The sequence below is a fragment of the Pseudomonas sp. IT-P44 genome, from assembly GCF_949768225.1.
GTDB classification, from domain to species: domain Bacteria; phylum Pseudomonadota; class Gammaproteobacteria; order Pseudomonadales; family Pseudomonadaceae; genus Aquipseudomonas; species Aquipseudomonas migulae.
In genome coordinates this window covers 121,024-136,410 of sequence record NZ_CATKQM010000009.1, presented here as the reverse complement: position 1 = coordinate 136,410, position 15,387 = coordinate 121,024, and the positions used below count along the sequence as shown (strand labels likewise).

Annotated in this window: 11 protein-coding genes; 8 read left to right on the top strand and 3 right to left on the bottom strand. The window is 60.1% G+C overall.

The features are described 5' to 3' along the window. The 3 genes from mupP to ACM6IO_RS05180 form a co-directional block, all read right to left on the bottom strand. On the bottom strand, positions 1 to 671 hold a 671-nt coding region (mupP, locus tag ACM6IO_RS05190), incomplete at its 3' end, for an N-acetylmuramic acid 6-phosphate phosphatase MupP (RefSeq protein ID WP_008031808.1). 4 nt (positions 672 to 675) lie between these two features. Beyond that, positions 676 to 1,374 (bottom strand): bifunctional 2-polyprenyl-6-hydroxyphenol methylase/3-demethylubiquinol 3-O-methyltransferase UbiG, encoded by a 699-nt coding sequence (gene ubiG / locus ACM6IO_RS05185; protein WP_008031806.1) that lies wholly within the window; start codon positions 1,372 to 1,374, stop codon positions 676 to 678. Positions 1,375 to 1,430: 56 nt separating this feature from the next. Then, a complete protein-coding gene (locus ACM6IO_RS05180) occupies positions 1,431 to 2,765 on the bottom strand; it encodes a TRZ/ATZ family hydrolase (RefSeq protein ID WP_192226144.1) in 1,335 nt (444 codons plus the stop codon). A gap of 108 nt (positions 2,766 to 2,873) precedes the next feature. Between ACM6IO_RS05180 and mtnA the strand changes: the two genes are divergently transcribed. The 8 genes from mtnA (at position 2,874) to rpsA (ending at position 15,317) form a co-directional block, all read left to right on the top strand. After that, the gene (gene mtnA, locus ACM6IO_RS05175) at positions 2,874 to 3,950 is read left to right on the top strand and encodes an S-methyl-5-thioribose-1-phosphate isomerase (protein ID WP_008031801.1); all 1,077 of its coding nucleotides are present in this window, start codon (positions 2,874 to 2,876) and stop codon (positions 3,948 to 3,950) included. Positions 3,951 to 4,377: 427 nt separating this feature from the next. Next, complete coding sequence (gene gyrA / locus ACM6IO_RS05170) at positions 4,378 to 7,032, top strand: DNA gyrase subunit A (RefSeq protein ID WP_192226146.1); 2,655 nt, start codon at positions 4,378 to 4,380, stop codon at positions 7,030 to 7,032. A gap of 252 nt (positions 7,033 to 7,284) precedes the next feature. After that, the gene (gene serC, locus ACM6IO_RS05165; protein WP_008042110.1) at positions 7,285 to 8,370 is read left to right on the top strand and encodes a 3-phosphoserine/phosphohydroxythreonine transaminase; all 1,086 of its coding nucleotides are present in this window, start codon (positions 7,285 to 7,287) and stop codon (positions 8,368 to 8,370) included. Further along, entirely contained in the window at positions 8,370 to 9,464 is a 1,095-nt protein-coding gene (gene pheA / locus ACM6IO_RS05160; RefSeq protein WP_007899727.1) for a prephenate dehydratase, read from the top strand. Before serC ends, pheA begins: the two co-directional genes overlap by 1 nt. 10 nt (positions 9,465 to 9,474) lie before the next feature. Beyond that, entirely contained in the window at positions 9,475 to 10,587 is a 1,113-nt protein-coding gene (hisC, locus tag ACM6IO_RS05155) for a histidinol-phosphate transaminase (protein WP_414911064.1), read from the top strand. Positions 10,588 to 10,615: 28 nt separating this feature from the next. After that, a complete protein-coding gene (locus ACM6IO_RS05150; RefSeq protein WP_230427588.1) occupies positions 10,616 to 12,823 on the top strand; it encodes a bifunctional prephenate dehydrogenase/3-phosphoshikimate 1-carboxyvinyltransferase in 2,208 nt (735 codons plus the stop codon). Continuing rightward, entirely contained in the window at positions 12,820 to 13,509 is a 690-nt protein-coding gene (cmk, locus tag ACM6IO_RS05145; RefSeq protein WP_008031791.1) for a (d)CMP kinase, read from the top strand. The genes ACM6IO_RS05150 and cmk overlap by 4 nt, the downstream gene beginning before the upstream one ends. 119 nt (positions 13,510 to 13,628) lie before the next feature. Then, positions 13,629 to 15,317, top strand: a complete 1,689-nt coding sequence (gene rpsA / locus ACM6IO_RS05140; RefSeq protein WP_008031789.1) for a 30S ribosomal protein S1 — start codon at positions 13,629 to 13,631, stop codon at positions 15,315 to 15,317. Positions 15,318 to 15,387: the final 70 nt, after the last annotated feature.

Sequence of the window (15,387 nt, the reverse complement as noted above, 5' to 3'; positions counted from 1 at the left end):
CAGCAGCTACAGAGGGCGCTATCCAAAACCTTGCGCAACTCCAGCGGATGATCGACCACCACATCCGCACCCCAATGCCGCGGGTTATCGTCCGGGTGAATGTAGCCAAAGGTCACGGCGGCGGTCTTGGTGCCGGCGTCACGACCGGATTCGATATCGCGCAGGTCATCACCGACAAACAGCACGCTGGCCGGATCGAGGTCGAGCATCTTGCACGCGAGGATCAACGGCTCCGGGTCCGGTTTGCTGTTCTTCACGTGATCCGGGCAAATCAGCAGCGCCGAACGCTCGGCCAGCCCGAGCTGCTGCATGATCGGCTCGGCAAACCGCAGAGGCTTGTTGGTGACCACGCCCCAGATCAGGTTGGCTTTTTCGATGTCGGCCAGCAGCTCGCCCATGCCGTCGAACAGCTTGCTGTGCACCGCGCAGCCCACGAGGTAGCGCTCCAGGAACTCCAGGCGCAGCTCTTCAAAGCCTGGTGATTCCGGGTCCATGCTGAACGTCACCGCGACCATCGCCTTGGCGCCGCCGGAGATCTCGTCGCGGATGTGCTTGTCGTTCATCGGCGGCAAGCCACGGTCGGCGCGCATAGCCTGACAGATCGCAATGAAGTCCGGCGCGGTGTCGAGCAGCGTGCCGTCCATGTCAAAAAGGACTGCTCTGATACGCATCGACTTATTCCTCGCGCAGGGTCTGGATCATGTAGTTGACGTCCACGTCGGCCGCCAGTTTGTAGTGCTTGGTCAGCGGGTTGTACGTCAGGCCGATGATGTCCTTGACGGTCAGGCCCGCCATGCGGCTCCAGGCACCCAGCTCGGAAGGGCGGATGAATTTCTTGAAGTCATGCGTGCCGCGCGGCAGCAGCTTCATGATGTATTCGGCGCCGACGATGGCGAACAGGTACGCCTTCGGGTTGCGGTTGATCGTGGAGAGGAACACCTGGCCACCCGGCTTGACCATTTTGAAGCAGGCGCGGATCACCGAGGACGGATCCGGTACGTGCTCAAGCATTTCCAGGCACGTGACCACGTCGAACTGTTCCGGCATTTCTTCAGCCAGGGCCTCGGCGGTGATCTGCCGGTATTCGACGTTCACGCCCGACTCAAGCTGGTGCAGTTGAGCGACGGCCAGCGGCGCTTCGCCCATGTCGATGCCCATCACGGTCGCACCGCGTTGCGCCATGGCTTCGCTGAGGATGCCGCCGCCGCAACCGATGTCGAGAACTTTCTTGCCCGCCAGATTGACCCGTTCGTCAATCCAGTTGACCCGCAGCGGGTTGATGTCGTGCAGCGGTTTGAACTCGCTTTCGCGGTCCCACCAGCGATGGGCCAGGGCTTCGAATTTGGCGATTTCGGCGTAGTCGACGTTACTCATGGTTCATCCTCTAAAACTTGAAAAATCCTGTTGCCCCGGCGGTGAGTCCGGGGTGCTTACAATTCGGTGTGGCCGCTGATGCGCTGGCCCCAGGCCTTGGCGGTGGCGCACAGCTGTTCTTCATCCAGGCGGGTCAGGCGGCGGTCGTCGAGCAATTGCTTGCCGCCCACCCACAGGTGTTTCACGCAGTCGCGACCGGTGGCATATATAAGCTGCGAAACCGGATCGTAGACCGGTTGCTGCGCCAGGCCCGAGAGGTCGAACGCGACGATGTCCGCCGCTTTGCCGACTTCCAGCGAGCCGACGTCGGCCTCGATGCCCATGGCGCGTGCGCCGTTCAGCGTGGCCATGCGCAGCGCGCGATGAGCGTCCAGCGCGGTGGCCGAACCAGCGACGGCTTTGGCCAGCAACGCGGCGGTGCGGGTTTCGCCGAGCAGGTCGAGGTCGTTGTTGCTGGCCGCACCGTCGGTGCCGACAGCCACATTGACGCCAGCCTGCCACAAACGTTCTACCGGGCAGAAACCGCTGGCCAGCTTCAGGTTCGACTCCGGGCAATGAATCACATTGGTGTTGCTTTCTACCAGCATCACCAGGTCTTCATCGCTGATCTGCGTCATGTGAACGGCCTGGAAGCGCGGCCCCAGCAGGCCCAGGCGTGCCAGTCGGGCCAACGGCCGCTCGCCACGCTGCTCGACGGCTTGCTGTACTTCGAACGCAGTTTCGTGGACGTGCATGTGAATCGGCGCGTCCAGTTCTTCGGCGATCACCCGGATTTTCTCCAGGGTTTCGTCGCCCAAGGTGTAGGGCGCGTGGGGGCCGAAGGTGACTTTGATGCGCTCGTGGTGCTTGAGATCGTTGAACAGTTCGACGCCCTGACGAATGGCGTCATCCGCCGTGCCGGCGCCCGGGATCGGGAAATCGAGGATCGGAATCGCGATTTGTGCGCGTATGCCGCTGTTATGCACTCGTTCGCTGGCAACCTTCGGGAAGAAATACATGTCAGAGAAGCAGGTAATGCCACCTTTTATCTGTTCGGCGATGGCAATGTCGGTGCCATCGCGTACAAAAGCCTCATCGACCCATTTGGCTTCGGCGGGCCAGATGTGGTTTTCCAGCCAGGTCATCAGCGGCAGGTCATCGGCCAGGCCGCGGAACAGTGTCATCGCCGCGTGCCCGTGAGCATTGATCAGGCCGGGGCTGAGCAACATGCCCGGCAGTTCGCGGACTTCGGTTGCGTTAAGCTTCAGCGCGGCGGACCGCGGGCCGATAAACACGATGCGCCCGTCGCGGATGCCCAGGCCATGCTCTTTGAGGACAACGCCAGCGGGTTCGACGGGTACCAGCCAGGTCGGCAGCAATAACAGGTCGAGCGCAGCGGCAGTGTTCGGCATCGAGGGTCGGTTCCAGTGCTTTTGTAAAGGATGGCGAAGTATACCCGAGCGTCTTCGCGGGGGGATCGCTATAATCGGCGGCTTTTGTTCATGAGTGCGGGGTGAAGGATGCGCGATCGACTGTTGGCTGCGGAGAAGGTGAAGGCCATCGATTGGCGTGATGGCGCCCTGTACCTGCTGGATCAGCGTATTTTGCCGTTCGAGGAAACCTGGATTGCCTACACCAGCGCGGCTGGCGTGGCCGAGGCTATTCGTTCGATGGTGGTGCGCGGCGCGCCGGCGATTGGCATCAGTGCCGCCTATGCCATGGTGCTTTCAGCCCGTGCCCGAATTCTCGAGGGCGGTGACTGGCAGGCTGCATGGGAAGAGGATTACGCGTTACTGGCCGATTCCCGTCCAACGGCGGTGAACCTGTTCTGGGCCTTGAGTCGCATGCGTGACCGCCTTGATCGTATCAAGGGCGATGCCGACCCTCTCGCGGCGCTGGAGGCGGAAGCCATCGCCATTCATGAAAGTGATCGCGAAGCCAATCTGACCATGGCGCAACTGGGTGTGGACTTGATCCGCAAGCACCAGGGCAACGCCCAGGCGATCCTGACCCACTGCAACACTGGCGCACTGGCCACTGGCGGCTTTGGTACGGCTTTGGGTGTCATTCGCGGGGCGTTCATCGAAGGCATGGTCGAGCGCGTTTATGCCGACGAAACCCGTCCATGGCTGCAAGGTTCGCGACTGACGGCGTGGGAGCTGGCCAACGAAGGCATCCCCGTGACCCTCAATGCCGACTCCGCCGCGGCCCACATCATGAAGACCAAAGGCATCACCTGGGTCATCGTCGGTGCCGACCGGATCACCGCCAACGGCGACGTGGCCAACAAGATCGGCACTTATCAGCTGGCGGTCAACGCCATGCACCACGGCGTGCGTTTCATGGTGGTGGCGCCGAGTTCGACCATCGACATGAACCTGGCCAGCGGCGATGACATTCCGATTGAAGAGCGAGACGGGCGCGAGTTGCTGGAAGTCGGCGGCAAGCGGGTCGGGGCGGATGTGGATGCGTTCAATCCGGTATTCGACGTCACCCCGGCGGACTTGATTGACGCGATCGTCACGGAAAAAGGCATCGTCGAACGCCCGGATACCGCGAAAATGGCGCAGTTGATGTGCCGCAAGCGGTTGCATTGATTGGCCGTGGCGTTCGAAAGGACGCCATCGCCAGCAGGCTGGCTCCCACAGGGTTTGTGATCGACACGGATCAAATGTGGGAGCCAGCCTGCTGGCGATTAGGGTCTGAAAGTCAATAAACATCTGTAATTCAGCCCCGGATTCTGCATTCGCAGCAGCTCTAAGCCCCTCTCGTCTCCTTCAAGCCTGCCATCAGTCAACTAACTACACTCCATGCGCATCTGGGGGATAGGTGCGTGGCGGCTCTTGTGATAACATCCGGCGTTTTCCGAGGCAGTCCCACGGGGTTGTCTTTACTGCGCAAATCCATGGCATAACTCGTTGATTTGTCGTAAGTCGGTGCATGGCACTCAGCCTGCAGCGGCGAGCTTCGTTCGTCCCATATGGATGTGACGAGGTTTCACCAGAAAAAGGAATCGAGCTTCTCATGGGCGAACTGGCCAAAGAAATCCTCCCGGTCAATATCGAAGACGAGCTGAAGCAGTCCTACCTCGACTACGCAATGAGCGTAATTGTCGGGCGGGCACTGCCGGATGCGCGCGATGGCTTGAAGCCCGTGCACCGGCGCGTGCTGTTCGCGATGAGCGAGCTGGGCAACGACTTCAACAAGCCGTACAAGAAATCTGCCCGTGTTGTCGGTGACGTGATCGGTAAGTATCACCCGCACGGTGATACCGCGGTGTACGACACCATCGTTCGGATGGCGCAGCCATTCTCGCTGCGCTACCTGCTGGTAGACGGTCAGGGCAACTTCGGTTCGGTGGACGGCGACAACGCCGCGGCCATGCGATACACCGAAGTGCGCATGACCAAGCTGGCGCACGAGCTGCTGGCTGACCTGCATAAAGAAACCGTGGACTGGGTGCCGAACTACGACGGCACCGAAATGATCCCGGCGGTCATGCCGACCCGTATTCCCAACCTGCTGGTCAACGGCTCCAGCGGTATCGCCGTGGGCATGGCGACCAACATCCCGCCGCACAACCTCGGTGAAGTCATCGACGGTTGCCTGGCGCTCATCGACAACCCTGAGTTGACCATCGATGAGCTGATGCAATACATCCCCGGTCCGGACTTCCCGACCGCCGCGATCATCAACGGTCGCGCCGGCATCATCGAAGCCTACCGCACCGGTCGCGGCCGCATTTACATGCGCGCCCGCTCGATCATCGAAGACATCGACAAGGTCGGTGGCCGCCAGCAGATCGTCATCACCGAACTCCCTTACCAGCTGAACAAGGCCCGTCTGATCGAGAAGATCGCCGAGCTGGTTAAAGAGAAGAAGCTCGAAGGCATCACCGAACTGCGCGACGAGTCCGACAAGGACGGTATGCGCGTTGTGATCGAGCTGCGTCGCGGCGAAGTGCCTGAGGTGATCCTCAACAACCTCTACGCCCAGACCCAGCTGCAAGCGGTATTCGGTATCAACATCGTTGCGCTGATCGACGGCCGTCCGCGGATCCTGAACCTCAAGGACCTGCTGGAAGCCTTCGTTCGTCACCGTCGCGAAGTCGTTACCCGTCGCACCGTGTTCGAGCTGCGTAAAGCGCGCGAACGTGGCCACATTCTCGAAGGCCAAGCGGTTGCCCTGTCGAACATCGACCCGGTCATTGCGCTGATCAAGGCCTCGCCAACGCCGTCGGAAGCCAAGGAAGCGCTGATCAGCACGCCTTGGGAATCCTCTGCCGTGGTGGCGATGGTTGAACGTGCCGGTGCCGACTCTTGCCGTCCAGAGACCCTGGATCCGCAATACGGTCTGCGTGAAGGCAAGTACTTCCTTTCGCCGGAACAGGCGCAAGCCATTCTGGAACTGCGTCTGCATCGCCTGACCGGTCTGGAACACGAAAAACTGCTGGCCGAGTATCAAGAGATCCTCAACCAGATCGGCGAGCTGATCCGCATCCTCAACAGCGCCACGCGCCTGATGGAAGTGATCCGCGAAGAGCTGGAAGTGATCCGCGCCGAATACGGCGACGTGCGCCGCACCGAAATCCTCGATGCCCGTCTCGACCTGACCCTGGGTGACATGATCCCGGAAGAAGATCGCGTCGTGACCATTTCCCACGGTGGCTACGCCAAGACCCAGCCATTGGCTGCGTACCAGGCCCAGCGTCGTGGCGGTAAAGGCAAATCGGCGACCGGCGTCAAGGATGAGGACTACATCGCTCACCTGCTGGTCGCCAACAGCCACACCACGCTGCTGCTGTTCTCCAGCAAGGGCAAGGTGTACTGGCTGAAAACCTACGAAATCCCGGAAGCATCCCGCGCTGCCCGTGGTCGTCCGCTGGTCAACCTGCTGCCGCTGGACAGTGATGAATACATCACCACCATGCTGCCGGTCGAGGAATACACCGAAGGTCACTTCATCTTCATGGCGACTGCCAAAGGCACCGTGAAGAAGACCCCGCTGGAATCCTTCAGCCGTCAACGCAGCGTCGGTCTGATCGCGCTGGAACTGGACGAAGGTGACGTACTGATCTCTGCCGCCATTACCGATGGCGAGCGCGAAGTCATGCTGTTCTCCGACGGCGGCAAGGTCACTCGCTTCAAGGAAACCGACGTTCGTGCCATGGGCCGTACCGCTCGCGGTGTCCGCGGTATGCGTCTGCCGGAAGGCCAGAAGCTGATTTCCATGCTGATCCCGGAAGAAGGCAGCCAGATCCTCACCGCTTCGGCGCGTGGTTTCGGCAAGCGTACGGCGATCACCGAGTTCCCTGAGTACAAGCGTGGCGGCCAGGGCGTTATCGCCATGGTCAGCAACGACCGTAACGGCCGTCTGGTCGGCGCGGTTCAGGTGCTCGATGGCGAGGAGATCATGCTGATTTCCGACCAGGGCACGTTGGTTCGTACCCGTGTCGACGAAGTCTCCAGCCTGGGTCGTAACACCCAGGGCGTGACCCTGATCAAACTGGCCAGCGATGAAACGCTGGTCGGTCTGGAGCGGGTACAGGAGCCGTCGGAAGTCGAAGGCGAAGAGCTGGAAGGCGAAGAGGGTGCGGTGTTCGACGGCGAAGTCGTGATCGACGACGTTGTTGAAGACCAGCAACTCGACGCTGCCGCTGACGAAGAACCGCAAGAGTAAGCGGACAAACAGGGGGCGGATGAAAATTCGCCCCCTTGTTGTTTGTCCGAATGGAAAATTTCGATATCCAGGGACATCCCATGTGGGAGCGAGCCTGCTCGCGATGCAGGCGCCGCGGTACCTCTGAAGCACCGCGGTGATGCATTCGCGAGCAGGCTCGCTCCCACAGGTTTTCTGCTTCGGCAGGGACCCTGTGTCGATTGATGTTGTGATTTATTGCGTGATTACCACCAAATCAGAGCGAGATTGGATGTGAGCAAGAGAGCCTATAACTTCTGTGCCGGTCCTGCGGCACTTCCCGAAGCTGTCCTGCAGCGCGCCCAGGGTGAACTCCTTGATTGGCACGGCAAGGGTCTGTCGGTCATGGAAATGAGCCATCGCAGTGATGAGTTCGTGTCCATCGCTAACAAGGCCGAGCAGGATCTGCGTGATCTGCTGAATATCCCCTCGAACTATAAAGTGCTGTTCCTGCAAGGTGGCGCCAGCCAGCAGTTTGCTCAGATCCCTCTGAACCTGTTGCCGGAAAGCGGCACTGCCGACTATATCGACACCGGTATCTGGTCGCAGAAAGCCATCGAAGAAGCGTCGCGCTACGGCCACGTCAATGTTGCCGCCACCGCCAAGCCTTATGACTATTTCGCGATTCCCGGCCAGAACGAATGGAAGCTGTCGAAAGACGCGGCCTACGTTCACTACGCGCCGAACGAAACCATTGGTGGTCTGGAATTCAACTGGGTCCCGGAAACCGGTGACGTTCCGCTGGTCGCCGACATGTCTTCGGACATCTTGTCGCGCCCGATTGATGTTTCGCGTTTCGGCATGATCTACGCCGGCGCCCAGAAAAACATCGGCCCGAGCGGCATCGTCGTCAACATCGTTCGCGAAGACCTGCTGGGTCACGCCCGTTCCCTGTGCCCGACCATGCTCAACTACAAGGTCGCGGCCGATAACGGCTCGATGTACAACACCCCGCCAACATTGGCCTGGTACCTGTCTGGCCTGGTGTTCGAGTGGCTGAAAGAGCAGGGTGGCGTCGAAGCCATCGGCAAGCTCAACGAAGTGAAACAGCGCACGCTGTACGACTTCATTGATGCCAGCGGCCTGTACAGCAACCCGATCAACAAGTCCGATCGTTCGTGGATGAACGTGCCGTTCCGCCTGGCTGACGATCGTCTGGACAAGCCATTCCTGGCCGGTGCCGACGAGCGTGGCCTGCTGAACCTCAAGGGTCACCGTTCCGTGGGCGGCATGCGCGCCTCCATCTATAACGCCGTCGATATCGTTGCGGTCAACGCACTGGTTTCGTACATGGCAGAGTTCGAGAAGGAACACGGCTAATGTCTGAGCAAGAACTCAAGGCACTGCGCCTGCGCATTGATGCCCTGGACGAAAAAGTCCTGGAGCTGATCAGTGAGCGCGCACGCTGCGCCCAGGAAGTTGCGCGAGTAAAGATGGCCTCGCTGGCCGAAGGCGAAGTGCCGGTGTTCTATCGTCCTGAGCGTGAAGCTCAGGTGCTCAAGCGCGTGATGGAGCGCAATCAGGGCCCGCTGGGCAACGAAGAAATGGCGCGGTTGTTCCGCGAGATCATGTCTTCGTGCCTGGCCCTCGAGCAGCCGCTGAAAGTGGCTTACCTCGGTCCTGAAGGCACCTTCACTCAAGCGGCGGCCATGAAGCACTTCGGCCACGCGGTGATCAGCAAGCCGATGGCGGCCATCGACGAAGTGTTCCGCGAAGTGGCGGCCGGTGCGGTGAACTTTGGCGTGGTCCCGGTGGAAAACTCCACCGAGGGCGCGGTCAACCACACGCTCGACAGCTTCCTCGAACACGACATGGTCATCTGTGGCGAAGTCGAGTTGCGGATTCACCACCATCTGTTGGTCGGTGAAAACACCAAGACCGACAGCATCAGCCGCATCTATTCCCACGCCCAGTCGCTGGCGCAGTGCCGCAAGTGGCTGGATGCACACTACCCGAACGTCGAGCGCGTCGCGGTTTCCAGCAACGCCGAAGCGGCGAAGCGGGTCAAGGGTGAGTGGAACTCGGCAGCGATTGCCGGCGACATGGCCGCAGGCTTGTACGGGCTGACCCGTCTGGCCGAGAAAATCGAGGATCGCCCGGACAACTCCACGCGATTCCTGATGATCGGCAGCCAGGAAGTGCCGCCAACCGGCGACGACAAGACGTCGATCATCGTCTCCATGAGCAACAAGCCGGGCGCGCTTCACGAGTTGCTGGTGCCGTTCCACGACAATGGCATCGACCTGACACGCATCGAGACACGTCCTTCGCGTAGCGGTAAATGGACCTATGTGTTCTTCATCGACTTCGTCGGCCATCACCGCGATCCGCTGGTAAAAGGTGTGCTGGAAAAGATCAGTCAGGAAGCAGTGGCACTTAAAGTGTTGGGTTCCTACCCGAAAGCCGTTCTCTAAGGGGTAGCAAATGAGTGGCAACTTCCTCGCTCTGGCACAGCCGGGCGTGCAACAACTGTCGCCTTACGTTCCGGGCAAACCCGTGGACGAACTGGCACGCGAGCTGGACATCGATCCGGCCAGCATCGTCAAACTGGCGAGCAACGAAAACCCGTTGGGCGCCAGTCCAAAGGCTTTGGCGGCCATTCGCGAAGAATTGACCGAGCTGACCCGTTATCCGGATGGCAACGGTTTTGCGCTCAAGACCCTGCTGGCCGATCAGTGCCGCGTCGAACTGAATCAGGTGACGCTGGGCAACGGTTCCAACGACATCCTGGAACTGGTCGCGCGTGCCTATCTGGCGCCGGGCCTGAATGCGGTGTTCAGCGAGCATGCGTTCGCGGTCTATCCGATCGTCACCCAGGCCGTCGGTGCGACGGCCAAAGTGATCCCGGCCAAAGACTGGGGCCATGATCTGTCGGCCATGTTGGCCGCGATCGATGCCGATACCCGTGTGGTCTTCATCGCCAACCCGAACAACCCGACCGGAACCTGGTTTGGCGCCGAAGCGCTGGACGAGTTCCTGCAGGATGTGCCGGAGCACGTGCTGGTGGTGCTGGACGAGGCCTACATCGAATACGCCGAAGGCAGCGACTTGCCGGATGGCCTGGATTTCCTGGCGGCGTACCCGAACCTGCTGGTTTCGCGCACCTTCTCCAAGGCCTATGGCCTGGCGGCGTTGCGCGTTGGTTACGGCTTGTCCACGGCGGTGGTTGCCGACGTGTTGAACCGTGTGCGTCAGCCGTTCAACGTCAACAGCCTGGCCTTGGCCGCTGCGTGCGCTGCGCTGCAGGACGCCGAGTACCTGGCTGAAAGTCGCCGCTTGAACGAAGCCGGCATGCTGCAGCTGGAAGCGGGTTTCCGTGAGCTGGGGCTGAGCTGGATCCCGTCCAAGGGCAACTTCATCTGCGTCGATCTCGGCCGTGTTGCCTTGCCGGTCTTCCAGGGCTTGCTGCGTGAAGGCGTGATCGTGCGTCCGGTGGCCAACTATGGCATGCCGAACCACTTGCGCATCACCATCGGCCTGCCGGCGGAAAACAGCCGCTTCCTTGAGGCGCTGACCAAGGTTCTGGCTCGTGGTTGATGTCACTGCTCTGCAATCTGCTGAACCTATGATCGGTCGCCTGGTGGTGGTCGGTCTCGGGTTGATCGGCGGTTCGTTTGCCAAGGGCCTGCGTGAAAGCGGCCTGTGCCGCGAAGTGGTGGGCGTCGATCTCGATCCGCAGTCGCGCAAGCTTGCGGTCGAGTTGGGCGTGGTGGATCGTTGCGAAGAAGACCTGGCCGTTGCCTGCCAGGGCGCCGACGTGATTCAACTCGCGGTGCCGATCCTGGCCATGGAAAAGATGCTCGGCCGGTTGGCCGGCATGGACCTTGGGCAAGCGATCCTGACGGATGTCGGCAGTGCCAAGGGCAACGTCGTGCGCGCCGCGACCGAGGCGTTTGGCGGCATGCCGGCGCGTTTCGTGCCGGGCCATCCGATTGCCGGTTCCGAGCAGAGCGGGGTGGAAGCCTCCAATGCCGAACTGTTCCGTCGCCATAAAGTGATTCTGACGCCGCTGGACCAAACCGATCCGGCGGCGCTGGCCGTGGTCGACCGGTTGTGGCGTGAGCTGGGCGCCGATGTCGAGCACATGCAGGTCGAGCGTCACGACGAAGTGTTGGCGGCGACCAGCCATTTGCCGCACTTGCTGGCGTTCGGTTTGGTCGATTCGTTGGCCAAGCGCAATGAAAACCTTGAGATCTTCCGTTACGCTGCCGGCGGTTTCCGCGATTTCACAAGAATCGCGGGAAGTGACCCGGTCATGTGGCACGACATCTTCCTCGCCAACCGCGAAGCTGTCCTGCGCACGCTTGATACATTTCGCAGCGACCTCGACGCCTTGCGCGACGCGGTCGATGCAGGGGATGGGCACCAATTGTTGGGCGTGTTCACGCGCGCCCGGGTTGCCCGCGAACATTTCAGTAAAATCCTGGCTCGCCGGGCTTATGTGGACGCTATGAACTCCAACGACCTGATTTTCCTGGGACAACCTGGTGGCCGCCTGACTGGGCGGATTCGTGTACCGGGCGATAAATCGATTTCCCACCGTTCGATCATGCTCGGCTCCCTGGCCGAAGGCGTCACCGAAGTCGAAGGCTTCCTCGAGGGCGAAGACGCTCTGGCGACCTTGCAGGCCTTCCGCGACATGGGTGTCGTGATCGAAGGTCCGCACCACGGTCGCGTGACCATCCACGGCGTCGGCCTGCATGGCCTGAAGCCTGCGCCGGGCCCGATCTATCTGGGCAACTCCGGCACTTCGATGCGTCTGCTGTCCGGCCTGCTGGCTGCGCAGAACTTCGACAGCACCTTGACCGGTGATGCCTCGCTGTCCAAGCGTCCGATGAATCGCGTGGCCAATCCGCTGCGTGAAATGGGCGCCGTGATCGAGACCGCCGCTGAAGGTCGTCCACCGATGATCATTCGTGGCGGTAACAAGCTCAAAGGCCTGACCTACACCATGCCGATGGCCAGTGCCCAGGTTAAATCCTGCCTGCTGTTGGCCGGCCTGTACGCTGATGGCAAAACCACCGTCACCGAGCCTGCACCGACGCGCGACCACACCGAGCGCATGCTGCGCGGCTTCGGCTACCCGGTCAGCGTCAACGGCGCTACGGCGTCGGTCGAATCCGGGCACAAGCTGACCGCGACCCACATTGAAGTGCCGGGCGATATTTCGTCGTCGGCGTTCTTCCTGGTGGCGGCGTCCATTGCCGAAGGTTCCGAACTGGTGCTCGAGCATGTCGGCATCAACCCGACCCGTACCGGCGTGATCGACATTCTGCGTCTGATGGGCGCTGACATCACCCTGGAAAACCAGCGTGAAGTCGGCGGCGAACCCGTAGCGGACCTGCGCGTGCGTGCAGCTAAACTCAAAGGTATCGAGATTCCCGAAGCGCTGGTTCCATTGGCCATCGACGAATTCCCGGTGCTGTTCGTGGCAGCGGCCTGTGCCGAAGGGCGCACCATCCTGCGTGGCGCCGAAGAATTGCGCGTCAAGGAATCGGACCGGATCCAGGTCATGGCCGATGGCTTGCTGGCACTGGGCGTCAAATGCGAACCGACCCCGGACGGCATCATCATCGACGGCGGCCTGATCGGCGGCGGCGAAGTGCATGGTCACGGCGATCACCGGATTGCCATGGCTTTCAGCGTGGCATCGCTGCGTGCCACTGCGCCAATTCGCATCCATGACTGTGCCAACGTCGCAACGTCGTTCCCGAACTTCCTGGCGCTGTGCGCGCAGGTCGGTATCCGTGTTGCACAAGAGGCTCAGTCGTGAAAAACATCGCACCGGTCATCACCATCGATGGGCCAAGCGGCTCCGGCAAGGGCACGGTAGCTGGCATTCTGGCCAAGCGTCTGGGCTGGAACCTGCTGGATTCCGGTGCGCTTTATCGGTTGCTGGCCTTCGCTGCGCATAATCACGGCGTCGACCTCACCAATGAAGAATTGCTGAAAAAACTTGCCGCTCATCTGGATGTGCAGTTCATCGCGGCGACCGACGGTCAGTTGCAGCGCATCATTCTCGAGGGCGATGAAGTCAGCGATGTGATTCGCACCGAAAGCATCGGCTCCGGCGCCTCGCAAGTCGCGGCGTTGCCCGCAGTGCGCGAGGCGCTGCTGCAGCGCCAGCGTGCATTCCAGGAAGCGCCGGGCCTGGTGGCCGATGGTCGCGACATGGGTACGGTGGTTTTTCCGGATGCACCGTTGAAGATTTTCCTTACCGCCAGTGCCGAGGAGCGTGCGCGCCGTCGATACTTGCAGTTGAAGGGCAAAGTCGATGGTGTTAGTCTGTCGAGTCTGCTAGATGAGATACGTGCACGCGATGAGCGTGACACCCAGCGAGCGGTAGCCCCGCTCAAACCGGCGGCTGACGCCATACAGCTGGATTCCACGGAATTATCCATCGACCAGGTGCTGGAACGCATCATGAGCGAGATCGCCATTCGCGATATCGCCGGGTGACCAAGAAGGCCGCAGGGGACCAGTCATAGTCCTGTGGCGCTTCTTTTAAATGAAACTAACCCACACCGTCTGGGGTGTGGAGATGGGCGTATTCTTCGCCCTCATCAACAGGAATTAAAATGAGCGAAAGCTTTGCGGAACTCTTTGAAGAAAGCCTAAAAACCCTGAACCTTCAGGCAGGCTCCATCATCACCGGTGTTATCGTTGATATCGATTACCAAGCTCGCTGGGTAACCGTTCACGCTGGCCTGAAGTCTGAAGCACTCATCCCGCTTGAGCAGTTCTACAACGACGCTGGCGACCTGACTATCAACGTCGGTGACGAAGTTCACGTTGCGCTGGACTCGGTTGAAGACGGCTTTGGTGAAACCAAGCTGTCCCGTGAAAAAGCCAAGCGCGCTGAATGCTGGATTGTTCTGGAAGCTGCCTTCGCAGCCGAGGAAGTGGTCAAGGGCGTTATCAACGGTAAGGTTAAAGGCGGCTTCACTGTCGACGTTAACGGCATCCGTGCGTTCCTGCCAGGTTCCCTGGTTGACGTCCGTCCTGTGCGCGATACCACGCACCTGGAAGGCAAAGAGCTGGAATTCAAGGTCATCAAACTCGACCAGAAACGCAACAACGTTGTCGTTTCCCGTCGCAGCGTCCTCGAAGCCGAGAACTCCGCCGAGCGTGAAGCTCTGCTGGAATCCCTGCAGGAAGGTCAGCAAGTCAAAGGTATCGTCAAAAACCTCACCGATTACGGCGCATTCGTCGATCTGGGTGGCGTGGACGGCCTGCTGCACATCACCGACATGGCTTGGAAGCGCATCAAGCATCCTTCCGAGATCGTCAACGTTGGTGACGAAATCGACGTTAAGGTTCTGAAATACGATCGCGAACGCAACCGTGTTTCCCTGGGCCTGAAGCAACTGGGCGAAGATCCATGGGTTGCTATCAAAGCCCGTTACCCAGAAAGCACTCGCGTTACCGCTCGTGTAACCAACCTGACCGACTACGGCTGCTTCGCTGAGCTGGAAGAAGGCGTTGAAGGTCTGGTACACGTTTCCGAAATGGACTGGACCAACAAGAACATCCACCCTTCGAAAGTCGTACAAGTCGGCGACGAAGTGGAAGTTATGGTTCTGGACATCGACGAAGAGCGTCGTCGTATCTCCCTCGGCATCAAGCAGTGCAAATCTAACCCATGGGAAGATTTCTCTGGCCAGTTCAACAAGGGCGATAAAATCTCCGGCACCATCAAGTCGATCACCGATTTCGGTATCTTCATTGGTCTGGACGGCGGCATCGACGGTCTGGTTCACCTGTCCGACATCTCCTGGAACGAAGTGGGCGAAGAAGCCGTTCGCCGCTTCAAGAAGGGCGACGAGCTGGACACCGTTATCCTGTCGGTTGACCCAGAGCGCGAGCGTATCTCCCTGGGTATCAAGCAACTGGAAAGCGATCCGTTCTCCGAGTACGTTCAAGAGAACGACAAAGGCGCAATCGTTAAAGGCATCGTGAAAGAAGTTGACGCTAAAGGCGCCATCATCACTCTGGCCGACGATATCGAAGCGACTCTGAAAGCCTCCGAAATCAGCCGTGACCGCGTTGAAGACGCGCGCAACGTTCTGAAAGAAGGCCAGGAAGTAGAAGCCAAGATCATCAGCGTTGATCGTAAGAGCCGCGTAATTCAGCTGTCGATCAAATCGAAAGACGATGCTGAAGAGAAAGAAGCCATCCAGAGCCTGAAAACTGCTCCGGAAGGTGAAGCTGCTGCTGACACCACCATGGCGGCACTGCTGCGCCAGGCAATGGCCAAACAGAACTAAGTTCTGCTTGATCATTAAAAAGGGCGACTTCGGTCGCCCTTTTTTGTGCCTGCGATTTGGTGTGTGCGGT

Bases quoted from the DNA above. Each gene is read 5' to 3' on its own strand.
- ACM6IO_RS05180 (WP_192226144.1), bottom strand. From the start codon at position 2,765: ATGCCGAACACTGCCGCTGCGCTCGACCTGTTATTGCTGCCGACCTGG.
- ubiG (WP_008031806.1), bottom strand. From the start codon at position 1,374: ATGAGTAACGTCGACTACGCCGAAATCGCCAAATTCGAAGCCCTGGCC.
- hisC (WP_414911064.1), top strand. From the start codon at position 9,475: ATGAGTGGCAACTTCCTCGCTCTGGCACAGCCGGGCGTGCAACAACTG.
- gyrA (WP_192226146.1), top strand. From the start codon at position 4,378: ATGGGCGAACTGGCCAAAGAAATCCTCCCGGTCAATATCGAAGACGAG.
- rpsA (WP_008031789.1), top strand. From the start codon at position 13,629: ATGAGCGAAAGCTTTGCGGAACTCTTTGAAGAAAGCCTAAAAACCCTG.
- pheA (WP_007899727.1), top strand. From the start codon at position 8,370: ATGTCTGAGCAAGAACTCAAGGCACTGCGCCTGCGCATTGATGCCCTG.
- mtnA (WP_008031801.1), top strand. From the start codon at position 2,874: ATGCGCGATCGACTGTTGGCTGCGGAGAAGGTGAAGGCCATCGATTGG.
- ACM6IO_RS05150 (WP_230427588.1), top strand. From the start codon at position 10,616: ATGATCGGTCGCCTGGTGGTGGTCGGTCTCGGGTTGATCGGCGGTTCG.